We start from the raw sequence: 16,634 nt of genomic DNA on the forward strand, positions 1-16,634 counted from the left end.
GATGTAACCCGGGATAGGCCGGTCCGGGAAACCGGGCCGGTCTTCGCGGTTCAAGGGAAAGGGCGATCAGATGGCAAAACGCGATTTCTACGAGGTGCTGGGCGTTGAGCGCGGCGCGTCGGGCGACGAGATCAAGAAGGCCTATCGCAAGAAGGCCAAGGAGCTGCACCCCGACCGCAACGCCGACAACCCCAAGGCCGAAGACCAGTTCAAGGAGGTCAACGAGGCCTATGACGCGCTGAAGGATCCCGAGCGCAAGGCGGCCTACGACCGCTTTGGCCATGCGGCCTTCGAGGGCGGCGGCCCGCGCCCCGGACAGGGCGGCGGCTTCAACCAGCAGGGCGATTTCGCCTCTGCCTTCAGCGACGTGTTCGACGACCTCTTCGGCGACTTCATGGGTGGCCGTGGCCGCCCCGGCGGCGGGGGAAGGCGTGCGGCGCGCGGCAGCGACCTGCGCTACAACCTGCGGATCAAGCTGGAGCAGGCCTACAAGGGCACGCAGAAAACCATCAACGTGCCGACCTCTGTGCAATGCGACACCTGTGAGGGCAGCGGCGCCGAGGGCGGCGCGGAGCCCACCACCTGCCCGACCTGTTCGGGCATGGGCAAGGTGCGCGCGCAGCAGGGCTTCTTTACGGTGGAGCGCACCTGCCCCACCTGCGGCGGCCTCGGCCAGCACATCAAGAACCCCTGCAAGGCCTGTGGCGGCCAGGGCCGGGTGGAGAAGGACCGCTCGCTGAGCGTGAACATTCCCGCCGGCGTCGAGACTGGCACGCGCATCCGGCTTGCCGGTGAGGGCGAGGCCGGGCTGCGCGGTGGGCCTGCGGGCGACCTCTACATCTTCATCGAGGTGGAGCCGCATCCGCTGTTCGAGCGCGAGGGCCCGGACCTGTTTTGCCGGGTGCCGGTGAGCATGATTGCCGCCGCACTGGGCGGTGACATCGAGGTGCCTACCATCGACGGTGGCCGCAGCCGGGTGAAGATTCCGGCGGGCGCGCAGGGTGGCAAACAGATGCGCCTGCGCGGCAAGGGCATGCCGCCGCTGCGGGGTGCGGGCAACGGGGACATGTTCATCGAGCTTTCGGTGGAGACCCCGGTGAACCTGACCAGCCGCCAGAAGGAGCTGTTGAAGGAGTTCGAGGGGCTGGCGAAAGACAACAACCCGGAGACCTCCAGCTTCTTCTCCAAGGTGAAGAGCTTCTGGGACGGGATGAAGGGCTGAGGGTGGCGATCACCCGAGCCAAGGGGCGCGCCGGGAGTGGCGCGCCCTTTCGCGTTTTTGGGGGCAAGAGCGCTTGGGAGACGGGTCGAACTTGGGCTTACGCGGGGGTGCAGGTGGTCTCGATGCCTTGATCGGTGTCGCGCAGGCGCAGGGCGCTCGCGCTGATCTCTTCGATCCGGTAGCGGGCGAGTTGGTTGGCGAGGGCGGTTTCGACCTCGGTGATCATGCCGGAGGGCAGCTCGGCCAGCGGCACGTTTTGCCCGGCTTCGGCAAAGCGCATCAGGCGGTGAGTCTCGTAGTGCTCGGTCAGGGCGCCCTCGGCGAGCTCCCACGTGCCGGAAAAGCTGAACTGCATGGCAACGGGGTCGCCACCATCGGTGCTTTGCACATCGGTCCGGCCGGAGAGCGTGCCGCCCTCGCCGTAGCTCACCTGACGCTCCATCGTGTAGTCGCCCGGCTGGGATGTGCAGAGCCAGCCGCCGGTAAGCAGCGCGACCTGCGGATCATCGCGGCAGGCGGCAAGTGACAGCAGGAAAAGCGCGGCGAGCGCGGGCCTAGCCATTGGTGCGGCGGCAGGACATGCGGAGATTGTCGGCCTTCTTGCCGGAAGGCGAGACGTATTCGAGCGTGAGCCGCGTGTCCGTCAGCTTGCGGACGACGTAGCGGACATGGTGCGGCTGTTCGACCTGCCGACGCGCCCTGTCGGCCTCGGGGCCGCGCAGGCGGGTGGCCTTGCCCTCGGTGGTCACGGTGACGGTGGGCGCGAAGGTGCGCTCGACCCGCTCGGCCAGCACGTTGCCCTTGACCACGTAGCGCCCGGCTGCCGAGAAGGCGATCTTGGAGGAGCCGGTCTTGCCCTTGTAGCGCAGCTTGATGCGAAAGGCCTGCCGCCCGGTGAAGGTGCCATCGGCGTTGTAGGTGACGGTTCGGCCAAGGGCGGCGTTCCCTTCGCTGGCCTGACAGTTCCATGTGCCGAGCAGGCTGGCGGCAGAGAGCGGTGAGGCGGCGAGGAGGAGCGCAAGGGCGGGGGCGAGCATGTTCATGCCGGGAGATTAGGCGCGGGGCCGGGCGGTGTTAACCGTTGATTCACCATGTGCGTGTCACAGTCGCGGCATGACACGCGCCTTCCATGAAGCCCCGATGCCGTTGTTCGACCCGGATGAGGCCGAAGAGGTGGCGACCGCCCTGCCCGCGGGCAAGCTGCCGAGCTACATCAAGGATCATCGCAAGCGGCTACGGGAGCGGTTCATGGCCGGTGGCGCGGCGGCTCTGCCGGATTACGAGATGCTGGAATTGGTGCTGTTCAGGGCCATCCCGCGCCGGGATGTGAAGCCGCTGGCCCGCGCGCTGCTGGATCGGTTCAGAGACTTCAACGGCGTTCTCTCGGCCCCGCCTGCGCGATTGCGTGATGTACCGGAGGTGGGCGATGCCGTTATTGCGGAGCTGAAGATCGTGGAGGCCGCGGCGCACCGGCTGGCCCGCTCCAAGGTGCTGGACAAGCAGGTGATCTCGAGTTGGGCGCAGCTGCTGGACTATTGCCGCGCCAGCATGGGCCATAGGGAGACCGAGCAGTTCCGCGTGCTCTACCTCGACCGCCGCAACGTGCTGATTGCCGATGAGGAACAGGCGCGGGGCACGGTGGATCATGTGCCGGTCTATCCGCGCGAGGTGGTGAAGCGGGCGCTGGAGGTGAATGCCTCGGCGCTGATCCTCGTGCACAACCATCCGAGCGGTGACCCGACGCCCTCGACGGCGGATATCGAGATGACGGAGAAGATCCGCGAGGCGGCGGATGCGCTGGGGATCACCCTGCACGACCACCTGATCGTGGGGCGGGCCAGCGAACTGAGCTTTCGGGCGGAGGGCTACCTGTAACGCGAAAGGGCGCCGCTGCGGCGACGCCCTTTGTTGGTGCAAACGCGCGGGCCGGTTACTCGGCGGAGGCGAGCCGGATCTCGGGCAGGATGCCGGAGAAGACCAGAAACTCGCCCTCGGCCTCGCAGCCGGGCATGGTGACCGAGAGCGCGTGGGGTGCGAAGCCATCGGCGCCCTTGCGGAGCACCTTGGCCTGCACCTCGCGGCCGCAGTTGGCGGCGGTCACCTCGGCCTCGACGGTGAGGCTGACGGAGCCGCCTGCGGCGAGCGGGTAGCTGTAGACCTCGGCCATGCGGGCGCGGGGCGCGTCGGCGGAGCCCAGCAGGGTGATGAAGCCGCCTTCGCCTGCCGTGGCGCGGGAGGAGCCTGCGGGGGCGGAGGCATCGACATGGCCCTCGGTGCCGAACTCGGCGCCGTTCTCGAAGGCATGAAGTGCGACGCCGCCGGTGCCCTCCCAAGTGAGGGCGGTGCGGTTGAAGTCATCCACGCCGGGCACGAGGGCGAGGGCGGTGGCACGCTCGCCAAGGGGGAAGCTGGCCTCGAAGTTCGCGTTGGCGGCAAGCGCGGGCACATCGACCACGAGGCTGCCCTCGTTGTTGGTCACCTCGGTAAAGGTGAGCGGGCCGTGGGTGAAGGTCACGAGCTCGCCGGGGTTGCAGGGCGCGGTGAGCGCGAGGCGGACCATGGCGGCGGGCTGCGGCTTGGCGCTGAGCGAAACGGTGCAATCCTGCGCGGTTTCGGTCTCGCCGGTGGCCGTGGCTTCGCCCGTGGCGGGCGCGGCAGCGGCCTCGGGCGCGGGCATCGGCTCGGACGGCGTGCGCGATTGCAGCGCTGGCATGGGCAGCACGGAGGCGGAGCGGGTCACGCCCACGGCGGGCTGCTCGGCGGGCTTGGCGAGTTGCGGTGCGGGCGCAAGGCCGGCCTCTTCCTCGGCGGGGGCCGGAGCGGAGAACCGGGCCTCTGTGGCCTCGGTGGGGGCGGTGCGCTTCTGCGAGGCGGCCTCGGCTGCCTTGCGCTCCTGACGGGCGCTGGAGAGCGGCTGGAGCGCGCCTGCGGGGTCGGCGGGGGCCTTGGAGACCACCTCTTGCGGCGCATCATCGGTGAAGGAATCGGCCATCGGCCCGACCTTCTGCATCACGAAGCCGGTACCCAGTGCAATTGCAAACACCGAGCCAGCCGTCATCAGCCGCTTTTTCAGCTTGGACTCAATCTTCATCGTTCCCTCCGTCACCCATCCCGTCACCCAATCGGGGATTATGGGGGAAACATTTAACGACAGAGTTGGGCGCGGACGGGGCGCGAATGGGCCATTTGTGGCCGTGGCGGGGCCGGGGCGTTGCAGGATGTTGAGGGCGCAGGCCGAAAAGGCCGCGACATATGGGAAAACGCAAAAGGGGCGGCCTTATCGCCGCCCCATTTGTTGTTTCGCTCTGGTGGGCAATCTCAGGTGAGTGCGCCGTGGCAGTGCTTGAACTTCTTGCCGGAACCGCAGGGGCAGGCATCATTCCGGCCCGGATTGCCCCAGGTGTTGGGGTCGGCCTCGTCGAAGCCCGGGATGGCGCCGGGGAAGGCGCCTTCACCTGCCTGCGGGGCTGCGGCCTCGGCGGTATCCGCCTCGGCTGCGTCGGCGGAGGCGGCGGCAAGGCCGGGGTGCTGCGAGGCGAGCTGCTGCATCATCTGGGCCTGCTCCTCTTCCGTCAGCGGACGGATCTGGGCGAGCTTCTGGCTGACCTCCTCGCGGAGACTGTCGAGCATGCCCTCGAAGAGCTGAAACGCCTCGGTTTTATACTCGTTCAGCGGGTCGCGCTGGGCGTAGCCGCGGAAGCCGATGACCGAGCGCAGGTGCTCGAGGGTCAGCAGGTGCTCGCGCCACTTGCCATCGATGGTTTGCAGCAGAACCTGCTTTTCGATGTTGCGCATGGTGTCGGGGCCGAACTGGGCGGCCTTGGAGGCCATCATCTCGTCGGAGGCCTTCTCGATGCGCTCGGCGATCTCGTCTTGGTCGACACCCTCTTCCTGCGCCCAGTCGATCACGGGCACGTCGATGTTGAGCTTTTCGATCAGCGCGGCGTAGAGCTTCTCGGCCTCCCACTGGTCGGCGTAGGTCTTGGGCGGCATGTACTCGTCCACCAGCTCGTCGACCACTTCGTGGCGCATGTCGGAGACGATCTCGGAGAGGTCTTGGCTCTCCATGATCTCGCGGCGCTGCTTGAAGATGACCTTCCGCTGGTCGTTCATCACATCGTCGAACTTGAGCAGCTGCTTGCGGATGTCGAAGTTGCGGCCCTCGACCTTGGCCTGCGCGCGCTCGAGCGACTTGTTCACCCAGGGGTGGATGATCGCCTCGCCCTCTTTCATGCCGAGCTTGGAGAGCACGGCATCGAGACGCTCGGAGCCGAAGATGCGCATCAGGTCATCTTCGAGCGAGAGGTAGAAGGAGGTGCGACCCGGGTCGCCCTGACGGCCGGAGCGGCCGCGCAGCTGGTTGTCGATCCGGCGGCTCTCGTGCCGTTCGGAGGCCAGCACGAAGAGGCCGCCCGCCTCCTTCACCGCCTCTTCATCGGTCTTGTGCGCCTCTTCGATGCGGGCGCGGATCTCTTCGGTGTCGCCCTCGGGATCGCCGGCGATGGCCTCCATCACCTTGAACTCGACGTTGCCGCCCAGTTTGATGTCGGTCCCGCGGCCGGCCATGTTGGTGGCGATGGTCACTGCCCCCAGTTTGCCGGCGTCGGCCACGATTTGAGCCTCTTGCTCGTGCTGGCGGGCGTTCAGCACGTTGTGCGTGATGCCGGCCTTTTCGAGCAGTTGGCTCAGGATCTCGGATTTCTCGATGGAGGTCGTGCCCAGCAGCACCGGCTGGCCCTTTTCATTGGCCTTGCGGATGCGCTCGACGATGGCGTCGTACTTCTCTTTGGTGGTCCGATAGACCGCGTCGTGGTCGTCTTTCCGGGCGATGGGCTTGTTGGTTGGCACCTCGACAACGCCGAGCTTGTAGATCTCGGCAAATTCGTCGGCCTCGGTGAGCGCGGTGCCGGTCATGCCGCCGAGCTTGTTGTAGAGGCGGAAGTAGTTCTGGAAGGTCACGGAGGCCATGGTGACGTTCTCGGGCTGGATCTCGCAGCCTTCCTTCGCCTCGATCGCCTGGTGCAGACCGTCCGACAGGCGGCGCCCGGCCATCATCCGGCCTGTGAATTCGTCGATCAGCATCACCTCGCCGTTGCGGACGATGTAATCCTTGTCCTTCTGAAAGAGCTTGTGGGCCTTCAGCGCCTGCGTGGCGTGGTGGACGATGGTGGTGCTCTCCGGGTCGTAGAGCGACTGGTCTTCCGGCAGGATGCCCTCAGCGTGAAGCCGGCCCTCGAGATACTCGTTGCCCTCGTCGGTGAGCGTGACGTTTCGGGTTTTCTCGTCCTTGGTGAAGTGCTCGTCGGTCAGCGAGGGGATCACGCCATCGAGCGTCATGTAGAGCTCGGAGCGGTCCTGCGACGGGCCGGAGATGATGAGCGGGGTGCGGGCCTCGTCGATCAGGATCGAGTCCACCTCATCGACGATCGCGAAGTTATGGTCGCGCTGATACATCTGGCTCAGCTCGGACTTCATGTTGTCACGCAGGTAGTCGAAGCCCAGCTCGTTGTTGGTGGCGTAGGTGATGTCGCAGGCGTAGGCCGCCTTCTTCTCGCCGTCGGGCTGCTGCGGGTAGACGACGCCGGTGGTCAGGCCGAGAGCGCCGTAGACCTTGCTCATCCACTCGGCATCGCGCTTGGCGAGGTAGTCGTTGACGGTGACCACGTGCACGCCCTTGCCGGTGAGCGCGTTGAGGTAGGCCGGGAAGGTGGCCACGAGGGTCTTGCCCTCGCCGGTCTTCATCTCGGCGATGTTGCCCTCGTGCAGGAAGATGCCGCCCATCAGCTGCACGTCGAAGGCGCGCAGGCCGAGCGCCCGCTTGGCGGCCTCGCGGCAGTTGGCGAAGGCTTCGGGCAGCAGGGCATCGAGGCTCTCGCCGCCCATCGCCCGCTTGGCCAGCTCCTCGGTCTTTTCCTTCAGCCCTTCGTCGGAGAGTTTTTCGAACTCCGGCTCCAGCGCGTTGATCTTTTCGACCAGCGGACGGGTGGACTTGATCTTGCGGTCATTGGCGGTGCCAAAGACCTTTTTCGCGACGGTACCCAGACCCAGCATATTCTCTCCGCTCGCCCTGCCTTGACGGTTTTGTGTGGCTGATCGCGCTTGCCGCCCTTCGCCTGCCCCCATAGAAACGCGGGCAGAGAAACGGGCTTGCGCCTTGGAACACAAGGCGATGTAAGACCCGAGACCCATAGTGTCAACGCCGCCGCAGGGGCGGCTGAGCAGGAGTAGATGTATGACCTTCCCCAAGATGATCGCGCTGGGTGCCATGCTGGCCGTTGGCCTCGGTGCCGGTGCGATGGCGCAGGAAGCGGAAGAGGCGGCCCCCGAGGCGGCGGCAGAGGCTGCAACTGACGTGACCGCAGAGACCGTTGTGGCGACCGTGGCCGGTGTGGACATTACCGTTGGCCACATGATCGTGGCCCGCAAGAGCCTGCCCGAGCAATACGCCCAGCTGCCGCCGGAAGTGCTCTGGGAGGGGATCCTCGAGCAGCTGGTACAGCAGACTGCGCTGGCCAGCGAGGCCGGTGAGCCGAGCAAAGAGACCGTTCTGGTGCTGGAAAACCAGCGCAGCGGCTACCTTGCCGGGGACGTGCTGGAGGCCGCCGCGATGGCCGCCGTGACCGATGAGGCGCTGGAGGCCAAGTACAACGAGCTTTACGCCGACGCCGAGCCGCAGCGCGAGTGGAACGCTGCTCACATCCTCGTGGAAACCGAGGAAGAGGCGCAGGCGGTGAAGGAAGAGGTCGAGGGCGGCGCCGATTTTGCCGAGGTGGCCAAGGTCAAGTCCACCGGCCCCTCCGGACCCAACGGCGGCGCGCTGGGCTGGTTTGGTGCCGGCATGATGGTGCCCGAGTTCGAGACCGCCGTGATGGCGATGAAGGCCGGTGAGGTGAGCGCCCCGGTGCAGACCCAGTTCGGCTGGCACGTGATCAAGCTCAACGAGACCCGCCTGAAGGACAAGCCCGACATGGCCGCGGTGAAGGACCAGCTGACCGAAGAGGTGCAGCGCGCCGCCGTGGACGAGGTGATTGCCTCTGCCGTGGAAAAGGCCGGTGTGGAAAAGGCCGAGGGCGAGATCCCGGCTGCCGTTCTCAACGACTTCAGCCTTCTGGAGGACTGATGGGCAAGTACCCCGTATCGCCGCTGGCGCCCGAGCGCTTCCCCGATCTGCCAGTGATCGGGGGGGTGAAGTTTGCCGCCGTGGAGGCCGGGGTGCGCTACAAGGGCCGGCTCGACGTGATGCTGGCCCTGCTCGATCCGGGCAGCGTGGTGGCGGGGGTGTTTACCCGTTCGGCCACCCGCTCGGCCCCGGTGCGCGACTGCGAGGCGAAGATCCGCAAGGTGAGCGACGCGGGGGCGGCCATTCTGGTGAACTCCGGCAACTCCAACGCCTTCACCGGCGGGGCCGGGCAGGAGAGCGTTGAGGCGATCTGCGCCGCGGTGGCCGAGGCTGCCGATGTGCCGAAGGCTCGCGTGTTCACCGCCTCGACCGGGGTGATCGGCGAGCGACTGCCGCATGATCGGATCACCGGAAAGCTCGGGGAACTGGTGGGCGGTCTCGACGAAGGCGGCATCGAGCTGGCGGCCAAGGCGATCATGACCACCGACACCTTTGCCAAGGGCTCCACACGCGAGGTGGCGCTGAAAGGCGGGACGGTGAAGATTGCCGGGATCGCCAAGGGCTCGGGCATGATCGCGCCGGATATGGCGACGATGCTGGTCTATATCTTCACCGATGCGAAGATCAGCCGCGATGCGCTGCAGAGCATGGTGAGCTGCCACAACGAGACCACCTTCAACGCGATCACGGTGGATGGCGATACCTCGACCTCCGACACGCTGATCTGCGCCGCGACCGGTGCCTCGGGCGTGGAGTGCGACCAGAGCGAAGAGTTCGAGGCGGCGCTGGCCGAGGTGATGAAAGACCTCGCCCATCAGGTGGTGAAGGACGGCGAAGGCGCGACCAAGTTCGTGGCCGTGAAGGTCACCGGGGCGGCCCATGACGCCGATGCCAAGCGGGTGGCGATGAGCATCGCCAATTCACCTCTGGTGAAGACCGCGATTGCGGGCGAAGACCCGAACTGGGGCCGGATCGTGATGGCCGTGGGCAAGAGCGGCGCCGAGGCCGACCGGGACAAGCTGACGATCAAGTTCGGCGAGGTGCTGGTGGCCGAGAACGGCTGGGTTGCACCGGGTTACTCCGAGGAGCAGGGCGCGGGCTACATGAAGCTGCCGGAGCTGGTCATCCGGGTCGATATGGGGCTGGGCAAGGGCCGGTTCACCGCCTGGACCTGCGACCTGACGCATCAATACATCTCGATCAACGCCGATTACCGGTCGTGAAGGTTGTTCTGGTTGCTGCCGTCGCGCTGATTGACGTGGACGGGCGGGTGTTGCTGGCGCAGCGCCCGGAAGGCAAGAGCATGGCCGGGCTTTGGGAGTTTCCGGGCGGCAAGGTGGAGCCGGGGGAGACGCCGGAGGCGGCGCTGATCCGTGAGCTGCACGAGGAGCTGGGGATCGAGACGTGGCAGAGTTGCCTTGCGCCGCTCACCTTTGCCTCGCACGGCTATGACGACTTTCATCTGTTGATGCCACTGTTTGCCTGCCGCAAGTGGGGCGGCACCCCGCAGGGGCGCGAGGGGCAGGTGCTGAAGTGGGCGCGGGCGAGTGAGCTGCGCGACTACCCGATGCCGCCCGCGGATGTGCCGCTGATTCCGATTCTGCGCGACTGGCTTTGACCGGGGGCGATTGCGGGCCTTTGCCAAGGCATCTGACCGGAATCGATGCGCGGATTTCCGCGAAGTGCCCGAAATTTGGGCGGAAATCCCGAATGCACGTTCAGATTGTAAGTGATCCTTAAACGATTATCGGCTAGCTTCACCCAAGGTTAAGCCACCGCGGGGAGTGAACATGCTACGTACGATCGTTCTGGGAAGCTGTGTTTCGGTTCAGGGCACCTTTGTGAAGGCGCTCGCTGACGGGCGCGTTGTGGTGCGTGTGGGCGCACGGGACTTTACCGGCCGTCCGGTGGATGCCGTCGCCGCCTGAGCCGCATTTTCTCCCACTCCGACAGAAACGGGATTGAGTTCACGGAAAGGCCCGCGCCGCTCGGTACGGGCCTTTTGCATGCTGCCCGCCCGGCCCGCGCCCGCCAAAACAAACGGACCACCCTCCGAAAGGCACGGCCCGCGTAATGACTTGCGTCAGCCGGGTCAGTCGAGCGTGCGCTCGAACTCCGTGCGGATGAAGATCAAGAAAAGAAGCGAATCTGATGTGGCTTAAGATCTCGCTCGCATAATTCAGTTGAAAGTTATCAGCCTTTCCATCCAGATAGCTCGTGCTCGCGAAAGCCGAGCGGAAAAGAAGGGACAAGAATGATATGGGTATCAAACCAATAGGCTTAGCAATCTTGATGTTGGGGTTGGCCGGCTGTGCCGTAACTAAGGTGCAGCCGTTGACAAAAACATCGTTTGCAGTCTCCACAACGGCTGCTCCAGCGTGTGGACAGTCAGGCGCCTCGAGCGTTGCAAACAAAGTCGCGTCTATTGAGGTGATCAAAAGGGGCGGTGATAAGTTTTATTTTGAAGAAGCTCGAAGCGACTATCGAATTATTGAAGATAGCCTCGTAGTTCAAATGGTCGGTCCCGGTCATCCTAAGTATCGAATTGCTTTCTCGGCGCGCGAAGAACTCGGGCCGAATTGGAAAGAGATCGTCGCGAAAGGGACCCCGAACACATGTATTGAGGAATAAGAAAACTAGCTGCGGCCTGATGTGGCCGCAGCTTATTTCGTATCAGTCAAGCGTGCGCTCGACTTCCTTGCGGGTGAAGATCTCGATGACATCGCCTTCGCGGATGTCGTCGTAGTTCTCGAAGGCCATACCGCATTCCTGACCGGAGATGACCTCGGACACCTCGTCCTTGAAGCGCTTGAGGGTCTTCAGCGTGCCTTCGTGGATCACCACGTCGTCGCGCAGCAGGCGGACGCCGGCGGAGCGGCGGGCGACGCCCTCGGTCACGAGACAGCCGGCAACCTTGCCGACGCCGGTGACCTTGAAGACTTCGCGGATCTGCGCGTAGCCGATGAAATCCTCCTGGATTTCGGCGGAGAGCAGGCCGGAAGCGGCGGCTTTCACGTCATCCACGAGGTCGTAGATCACCGAGTAGTAGCGGATCTCGACGCCCTTCTGGTTGGCGGCCTGACGCGCGGGCGCGTTGGCCCGGACGTTGAAGCCGATGACCGGCGCGCCCGAGGCTTCGGCAAGGCCGATGTCGCTCTCGGTGATGGCGCCGACGCCGTAGTGCAGCACGCGCACGCGGACCTCGTCGTTGCCGATCTTCTCCATCGCCTGGATGATGGCCTCGGCAGAGCCCTGCACGTCGGCCTTCACCACGATGGGGAGCTCGGAGACGTCCTTGTCGTCCTTGGCCTTCTGCATCAGCTGCTCAAGGGTAGTCGCGGCACCGGCGGCGGCGCGTTTTTCCTTGGCGGCGTTCTCGCGGTACTCGGCGATCTCACGTGCCTGCGCCTCGGAGGAGACCACGTTGAGCACGTCACCGGCCTCGGGAGTGCCGTTGAGACCGAGCACCTCGACGGGCACGGAGGGGCCAGCCTCGGCCACCCGCTCGCCCTTGTCGTTGACCAGCGCGCGGACCTTGCCCCACTGCTCGCCGACGACGAAGATATCGCCCTGCTTGAGCGTGCCGTTCTGCACCAGAACGGTGGCGACGGGGCCGCGGCCCACATCGAGTTGGGCTTCGATCACGGCACCCTGCGCGGCGCGCTCGGGGTTGGCCTTGAGTTCGAGCACCTCGGCCTGAAGCGCGATGGCTTCGAGCAGTTCATCAAGGCCCTGCCCGGTGTGGGCGGAAACCTCGACATCCTGCACGTCGCCCGACATGGCCTCGACGATCACTTCGTGCTGAAGCAGATCGGTGCGGACCTTCTGGGCGTTGGCGGCGGGCAGGTCGATCTTGTTGATCGCCACGATCATCGGCACACCGGCGGCCTTGGCGTGGTTGATGGCTTCGATGGTCTGCGGCATCACCGCGTCATCGGCGGCCACAACGAGCACCACGATATCGGTCACCTGCGCACCGCGGGCACGCATGGACGTAAAGGCGGCGTGGCCCGGCGTGTCGAGGAACGACAGAACGGCGCCGCTCTCGGTGGTCACCTGATAGGCCCCGATGTGCTGGGTGATCCCGCCCGCCTCGCCGGCCACGACCTTGGCGTCGCGGATGGCATCGAGCAGCGAGGTTTTGCCGTGGTCGACGTGGCCCATGATGGTGATCACGGGCGCGCGCGGCTTGAGATCTTCTTCCTTGTCGTCGGCGGTCTCGATGACCTGCTCGACGTCGGCGTCCGACACGCGGACGACCTTGTGGCCGAACTCTTCGATGATCAGCTCGGCGGTGTCGGCGTCGATCACCTGGTTCTGGGAGACCATCATGCCGTTCTGCATGAGCGCCTTCACCACCTCGGCGACGCGCTCGGCCATGCGGTTGGCCAGCTCGGACACCACGATGGTTTCGGGCAGCTGAACGTCGCGCACGACCTTCTCGCGGTTGTCACCGCCGCCCAGAGCCTTCTGGCGGGCGCGCTCCTGCTTGCGCTTCATCGCAGCCAGCGAGCGCTGACGCCCGCCTTCGCCGCCCGAGAGCGCCTGGTTCAGGGTGAGCTTGCCGGAGCGGCGACCGCCGTCATCGCGGGAGCCCTTGCCCCGGTTGTCACGGTTGTTGTCGCGATTGTCGCGGTCGTCCCGACGGGGGGCGGGGCGGTTGCCACCGCCACGGGCGCCATCCTCGGCAGGCGCCGGGCCGGGCTGGGCGGCGGCTGCAGCGGCGGGCGGCGCGTTGCGCTCTGCCTTTTCGCGGGCCTTCGCCTCTTCGGCCTCGCGCTTCTTGCGGGCGTCTTCCTCTTCTTTCGCTTTCAGGGCTTCCTGGCGTTCGCGCTCTTCGCGCTCCTTCGCCTCGGCCTCTTCACGGCGGCGCTGGCGCTCGGCCTCGCGCTCTTTCTCTTCGGCTTCACGGCGCTTGGCCTCTTCGGCCTCGGTCGCCTTGGCGGCGGCGAGGGCCTTCAGCCGGCGCTCCATCTCGGCGTCGGAGATGCCTGCGGGGCGCTTGGACGGATCGGAAGCGGCGCCCGCTGCAGCAGCGGCGCCGGCGCCAGCCGTGGGCGCACCGGGCTTGGGCACCACAACGCGCTTGCGCTTGGTTTCCACCACGACGTTTTTCGTGCGTCCGTGCGAGAAGCTCTGCTTCACTTGTCCGGAGCGCGGGCCGCCGCGCAGCCCAAGGGTCTTTTTGCCGTCACTATCGCTCATGCGATGTTCGTCCTTTCCGGGGCGTATCCCCGCTTTCTTCGCGCAAAGCGCCAAGCTTTGCGGCGTCTTCTACAACACGCTTCGTGAGTCCACCAGACGCAAGAGCGGCGTGTATCACATGTTCCCTGCCGAATGCCAAACCGATTTCGTTTGCGGTCAGGCAGCCCAGGAACGTGCCCTTTCCGGGCGGAGAGCTGAGCTTCGACTTGCCCCGCTCGGAGCCATCGGAGGCCTGGATCAGCAGCCGCGCCTCCTCGGTCAGGAGCCAGCCTTTTACCTTTTCGTATCCCGCCACCGCGCGGCCCGACTTGCGGGCGAGGGCGATGCCGTCTGTCACCCGCTTGACCAGCAGGCGCTCGACCGTCTCGACCAGATCCTCTGGCACCTCGACCGGAGCCTTTGCGGCGCGGGCGAAGAGCTTTTTCTTCACCGCCTTCTCAAGCGCGGCGCGGCTGGGCGAAACCCAGATGCCGCGGCCCGGCAGTTTGGCCGAAATGTCGGGAACGATCTCGCCGGAGGGCCCCACGACGAAACGGACGAGGTGAGATATAGGGCGCACCTCGCCCGTTGCAATGCACTTGCGTTCGGGCGTTTCACCCTTTGTTGTATTGCGTCCGCCGCGGCTCAGGCCGGTGTCCGGAGCCTGAGATCAGGCTCCGGCCTCCTCTTCTTCTGCGGGCGCGTCTTCGCCCTCGTCCTCGGCGGCCAGCTCGGCAGGGTCGACCCAGCCAAGGGCGATCCGGGCGGACATGACCATGTCTTGCGCCTCTTCGAGCGAGAGCTCGAACTTCTCGAGGATGCCATCGTCCTTCACGCGCTCGCCGTCGACGGTCGTCCAGCCGCCGGCCAGCTCCCAGTCGGCGCAGGTGGCGAAGTCTTCGAGGGTTTTCACCCCGTCCTCGGCCAGCGCCTCGATCATCTGGGGCGTCAGGCCTTCGAAGTTCACGAGGCTGTCTTCGACGCCAAGCTCGCGGGCGTGCTCGAGCGCCTTGCGGTTCTGCTCGTCGAGGTAGTCGCGGGCACGGGCCTGAAGCTCGCCCGCGGTGCCTTCGTCGACGCCGTCGATCACCAGAAGCTCGTCGAGCTCGACATAGGCGACCTCTTCGAGCGAGGTGAAGCCCTCGGACACCAGAAGCTGGGCGAAGAACTCATCCAGATCGAGCGTATCCATGAAGAGCTTGGTGCGCTCTTCGAACTCGGCCTGGCGGCGGGCGCTCTCTTCTTCTTCGGTCAGGATGTCGATATCCAGCCCGGTCAGCTGCGAAGCGAGGCGCACGTTCTGGCCACGGCGGCCGATGGCGAGCGAAAGCTGCTCGTCGGGCACCACGACCTCGATCTTGCCGGCCTCTTCATCAAGAACGACCTTGGAGACCTCGGCTGGCTGGAGGGCGTTGACGAGGAAGGTGGGCTGATCGTCGTTCCACGGGATGATGTCGATCTTCTCGCCCTGCAGCTCGTTGACCACGGCCTGAACGCGGGAGCCGCGCATACCCACGCAGGCACCGACCGGGTCGATCGAGCCATCGTAGGAGATGACGGCGATCTTGGCGCGGGAGCCGGGATCACGGGCGACGGCCTTGATCTCGATGATGCCGTCGTAGATCTCGGGCACTTCCATCTTGAACAGCTCGGCCATGAACTCGGGCGCGGTACGCGACAGGAAGATCTGCGGGCCACGCTGCTCGCGGCGCACGTCCTTGATATACACCCGGATGCGGTCACCGGGGCGGTAGCTCTCACGCCCGATCTTCTCATTGCGGCGCAGCACAGCCTCGCCTGCGCCGATATCAACGATGACGTTGCCATACTCTTCGCGCTTCACCAGGCCGTTGATGATGGTGCCGGCGCGATCCTTGAACTCTTCGTACTGGCGATCACGCTCGGCTTCGCGGACCTTCTGCAGGATGACCTGCTTGGCCGACTGCGCGGCGATCCGGCCCATCTCGACGGGCGGAACCTCATCGACCAGCTCGTCGCCATCGGTGGGGGCGGTATCCTGATCGACGCCCTCGGCAAGGGCGCGGTCCAGATCGGAGGGGGTGCGCAGAAGAAAGCGGCGGATCGGCTGCGGCTCTTCATCCTCGGCCTCGGGCTGCGACATGCCGGAAACGACGATGTAATCCTTGCCCTTGGTGCCAAGGGTCTGGGCGGCGGCCTCGAGGGTCATCTCGGCCTGGTAGTTCTCCAGCTCCGGCTCGCCCTTGACGGTGCGGATGCGGGTGAAGGTGGCACGGCCGGTCTTGCGGTCGATGCTCACGCGGATGTCCATCTCGGCGCCGTAGCGCGACTTGGCGGCGCGCGCGAGGCTCTCTTCCATCGCCTCGATCACGAGACCCGGATCGATCATCTTTTCGCGGGCCACGGCCTCGGCGGTTTGCAGCAGCTCCAGCTGGTTTGCGGAAGTAATGGCCATCAGTTGTCCTCCTGACCGTCCATGAGGGTTTGCACCTCGTCAAATTGGGTTTCATCGACATGGCCTGCGTCCTTGCGGTGGCGCAGCACGTCGCGGATGAGGTCATCGGTGAGCACGAGCTTGGCGTCGGAGAGCCAGTCGAACTCTAGGCCGATGGTCACGGGTTTGCCGTGGTCTTCGATCTCGATGAGCACCTCGTTGCCTTCGGTGCCCTGAAGCTCGCCCTTGAAGCGGCGGCGCCCGTCGATCATCTCTGTGGTCTCGATCTTGGCCTCGTAGCCTTCCCAGCGGTCAAAATCCTTGAGCCGGGTCAGGGGGCGGTCGATGCCGGGGCTGCTCACTTCGAGCGTGTATTCGTCCTCGATCGGGTCTTCCACGTCGAGCACGGCGGAGACAGCGGTGGAGATGCGGGCGCAGTCATCCACCTCGATCCCGCCCTCGGGCTTTTCGGCCATGATCTGCAGGTTGGCCGTTTTGCCGCCCATCAGGCGCAGGCGCACCAGTTCGAAGCCCATGCCCTCGATAACGGGCTGGACGATCTCGGCCATGCGCTGATCCATTCCGGTCTTGGCGATGAGGTCGGTCATAGGGGTGTGGCTTTCAGGCACAAAAAAACGGGCGCTGCGGCCCGTCGGATTTTCCGGTGGAGCATCGGGGGTGGAGGCCGACGCTGC

General features: G+C 65.7%; 15 protein-coding genes. 7 read left to right on the forward strand and 8 right to left on the reverse strand.

Annotated features, from left to right (window positions below; genetic code table 11):
- The first annotated feature begins 70 nt into the window (after nucleotides 1-70).
- Nucleotides 71-1,222, forward strand: coding sequence for a molecular chaperone DnaJ (dnaJ, locus tag KUV38_RS17725; protein ID WP_222471515.1), 1,152 nt, complete (start codon nucleotides 71-73; stop codon nucleotides 1,220-1,222).
- A 97-nt stretch (nucleotides 1,223-1,319) separates the two neighbouring features.
- On the opposite strand, the gene KUV38_RS17730 is transcribed toward dnaJ, so the two are convergent.
- Together KUV38_RS17730 and KUV38_RS17735 are read right to left on the reverse strand one after the other, a co-directional pair.
- Entirely contained in the window at nucleotides 1,320-1,784 is a 465-nt protein-coding gene (locus KUV38_RS17730) for a hypothetical protein (RefSeq protein WP_222471516.1), read from the reverse strand.
- A complete protein-coding gene (locus tag KUV38_RS17735) occupies nucleotides 1,777-2,265 on the reverse strand; it encodes a hypothetical protein (RefSeq protein WP_222471517.1) in 489 nt (162 codons plus the stop codon). The genes KUV38_RS17730 and KUV38_RS17735 overlap by 8 nt, the downstream gene beginning before the upstream one ends.
- A 70-nt stretch (nucleotides 2,266-2,335) precedes the next feature.
- Between KUV38_RS17735 and radC the strand changes: the two genes are divergently transcribed.
- On the forward strand, nucleotides 2,336-3,097 hold the full coding sequence (gene radC / locus KUV38_RS17740) for a RadC family protein (protein WP_222471518.1): 762 nt from the start codon (nucleotides 2,336-2,338) through the stop codon (nucleotides 3,095-3,097).
- Nucleotides 3,098-3,152: 55 nt separating this feature from the next.
- Here radC and KUV38_RS17745 read toward each other — a convergent pair whose 3' ends face one another.
- Nucleotides 3,153-4,313 (reverse strand): hypothetical protein, encoded by a 1,161-nt coding sequence (locus KUV38_RS17745; protein WP_222471519.1) that lies wholly within the window; start codon nucleotides 4,311-4,313, stop codon nucleotides 3,153-3,155.
- 227 nt (nucleotides 4,314-4,540) lie between these two features.
- Nucleotides 4,541-7,273: a preprotein translocase subunit SecA gene (secA, locus tag KUV38_RS17750; protein ID WP_222471520.1), complete on the reverse strand. Its 2,733-nt coding sequence runs from the start codon at nucleotides 7,271-7,273 to the stop codon at nucleotides 4,541-4,543.
- Between the two features lie 181 nt (nucleotides 7,274-7,454).
- Here secA and KUV38_RS17755 point away from each other — a divergent pair, with 181 nt between their 5' ends.
- From KUV38_RS17755 to KUV38_RS17775, 5 genes are all read left to right on the forward strand, one after another.
- A complete protein-coding gene (locus KUV38_RS17755) occupies nucleotides 7,455-8,342 on the forward strand; it encodes a peptidylprolyl isomerase (protein WP_261385422.1) in 888 nt (295 codons plus the stop codon).
- Complete coding sequence (gene argJ, locus KUV38_RS17760) at nucleotides 8,342-9,565, forward strand: bifunctional glutamate N-acetyltransferase/amino-acid acetyltransferase ArgJ (RefSeq protein ID WP_222471521.1); 1,224 nt, start codon at nucleotides 8,342-8,344, stop codon at nucleotides 9,563-9,565. The genes KUV38_RS17755 and argJ overlap by 1 nt, the downstream gene beginning before the upstream one ends.
- Nucleotides 9,562-9,960, forward strand: a complete 399-nt coding sequence (gene mutT, locus KUV38_RS17765; protein ID WP_222471522.1) for an 8-oxo-dGTP diphosphatase MutT — start codon at nucleotides 9,562-9,564, stop codon at nucleotides 9,958-9,960. Before argJ ends, mutT begins: the two co-directional genes overlap by 4 nt.
- Before the next feature lie 172 nt (nucleotides 9,961-10,132).
- Nucleotides 10,133-10,270, forward strand: a complete 138-nt coding sequence (locus KUV38_RS17770) for a hypothetical protein (RefSeq protein ID WP_222471523.1) — start codon at nucleotides 10,133-10,135, stop codon at nucleotides 10,268-10,270.
- A gap of 331 nt (nucleotides 10,271-10,601) precedes the next feature.
- Complete coding sequence (locus KUV38_RS17775) at nucleotides 10,602-10,973, forward strand: hypothetical protein (protein ID WP_222471524.1); 372 nt, start codon at nucleotides 10,602-10,604, stop codon at nucleotides 10,971-10,973.
- A 42-nt stretch (nucleotides 10,974-11,015) separates the two neighbouring features.
- Here KUV38_RS17775 and infB read toward each other — a convergent pair whose 3' ends face one another.
- The 4 genes from infB to rimP are packed head-to-tail and all read right to left on the reverse strand — an operon-like array spanning nucleotide 11,016 to nucleotide 16,547.
- On the reverse strand, nucleotides 11,016-13,547 hold the full coding sequence (infB, locus tag KUV38_RS17780) for a translation initiation factor IF-2 (RefSeq protein ID WP_222471525.1): 2,532 nt from the start codon (nucleotides 13,545-13,547) through the stop codon (nucleotides 11,016-11,018).
- Entirely contained in the window at nucleotides 13,537-14,175 is a 639-nt protein-coding gene (locus tag KUV38_RS17785) for an RNA-binding protein (RefSeq protein WP_222471673.1), read from the reverse strand. Before KUV38_RS17785 ends, infB begins: the two co-directional genes overlap by 11 nt.
- A 21-nt stretch (nucleotides 14,176-14,196) precedes the next feature.
- Entirely contained in the window at nucleotides 14,197-15,960 is a 1,764-nt protein-coding gene (nusA, locus tag KUV38_RS17790; RefSeq protein WP_222471526.1) for a transcription termination factor NusA, read from the reverse strand.
- Nucleotides 15,960-16,547, reverse strand: a complete 588-nt coding sequence (rimP, locus tag KUV38_RS17795) for a ribosome maturation factor RimP (protein WP_222471527.1) — start codon at nucleotides 16,545-16,547, stop codon at nucleotides 15,960-15,962. The genes nusA and rimP overlap by 1 nt, the downstream gene beginning before the upstream one ends.
- Between the last annotated feature and the right edge of the window lie 87 nt (nucleotides 16,548-16,634).

This window comes from Vannielia litorea (genome assembly GCF_019801175.1).
Taxonomy (GTDB): domain Bacteria; phylum Pseudomonadota; class Alphaproteobacteria; order Rhodobacterales; family Rhodobacteraceae; genus Vannielia; species Vannielia litorea_B.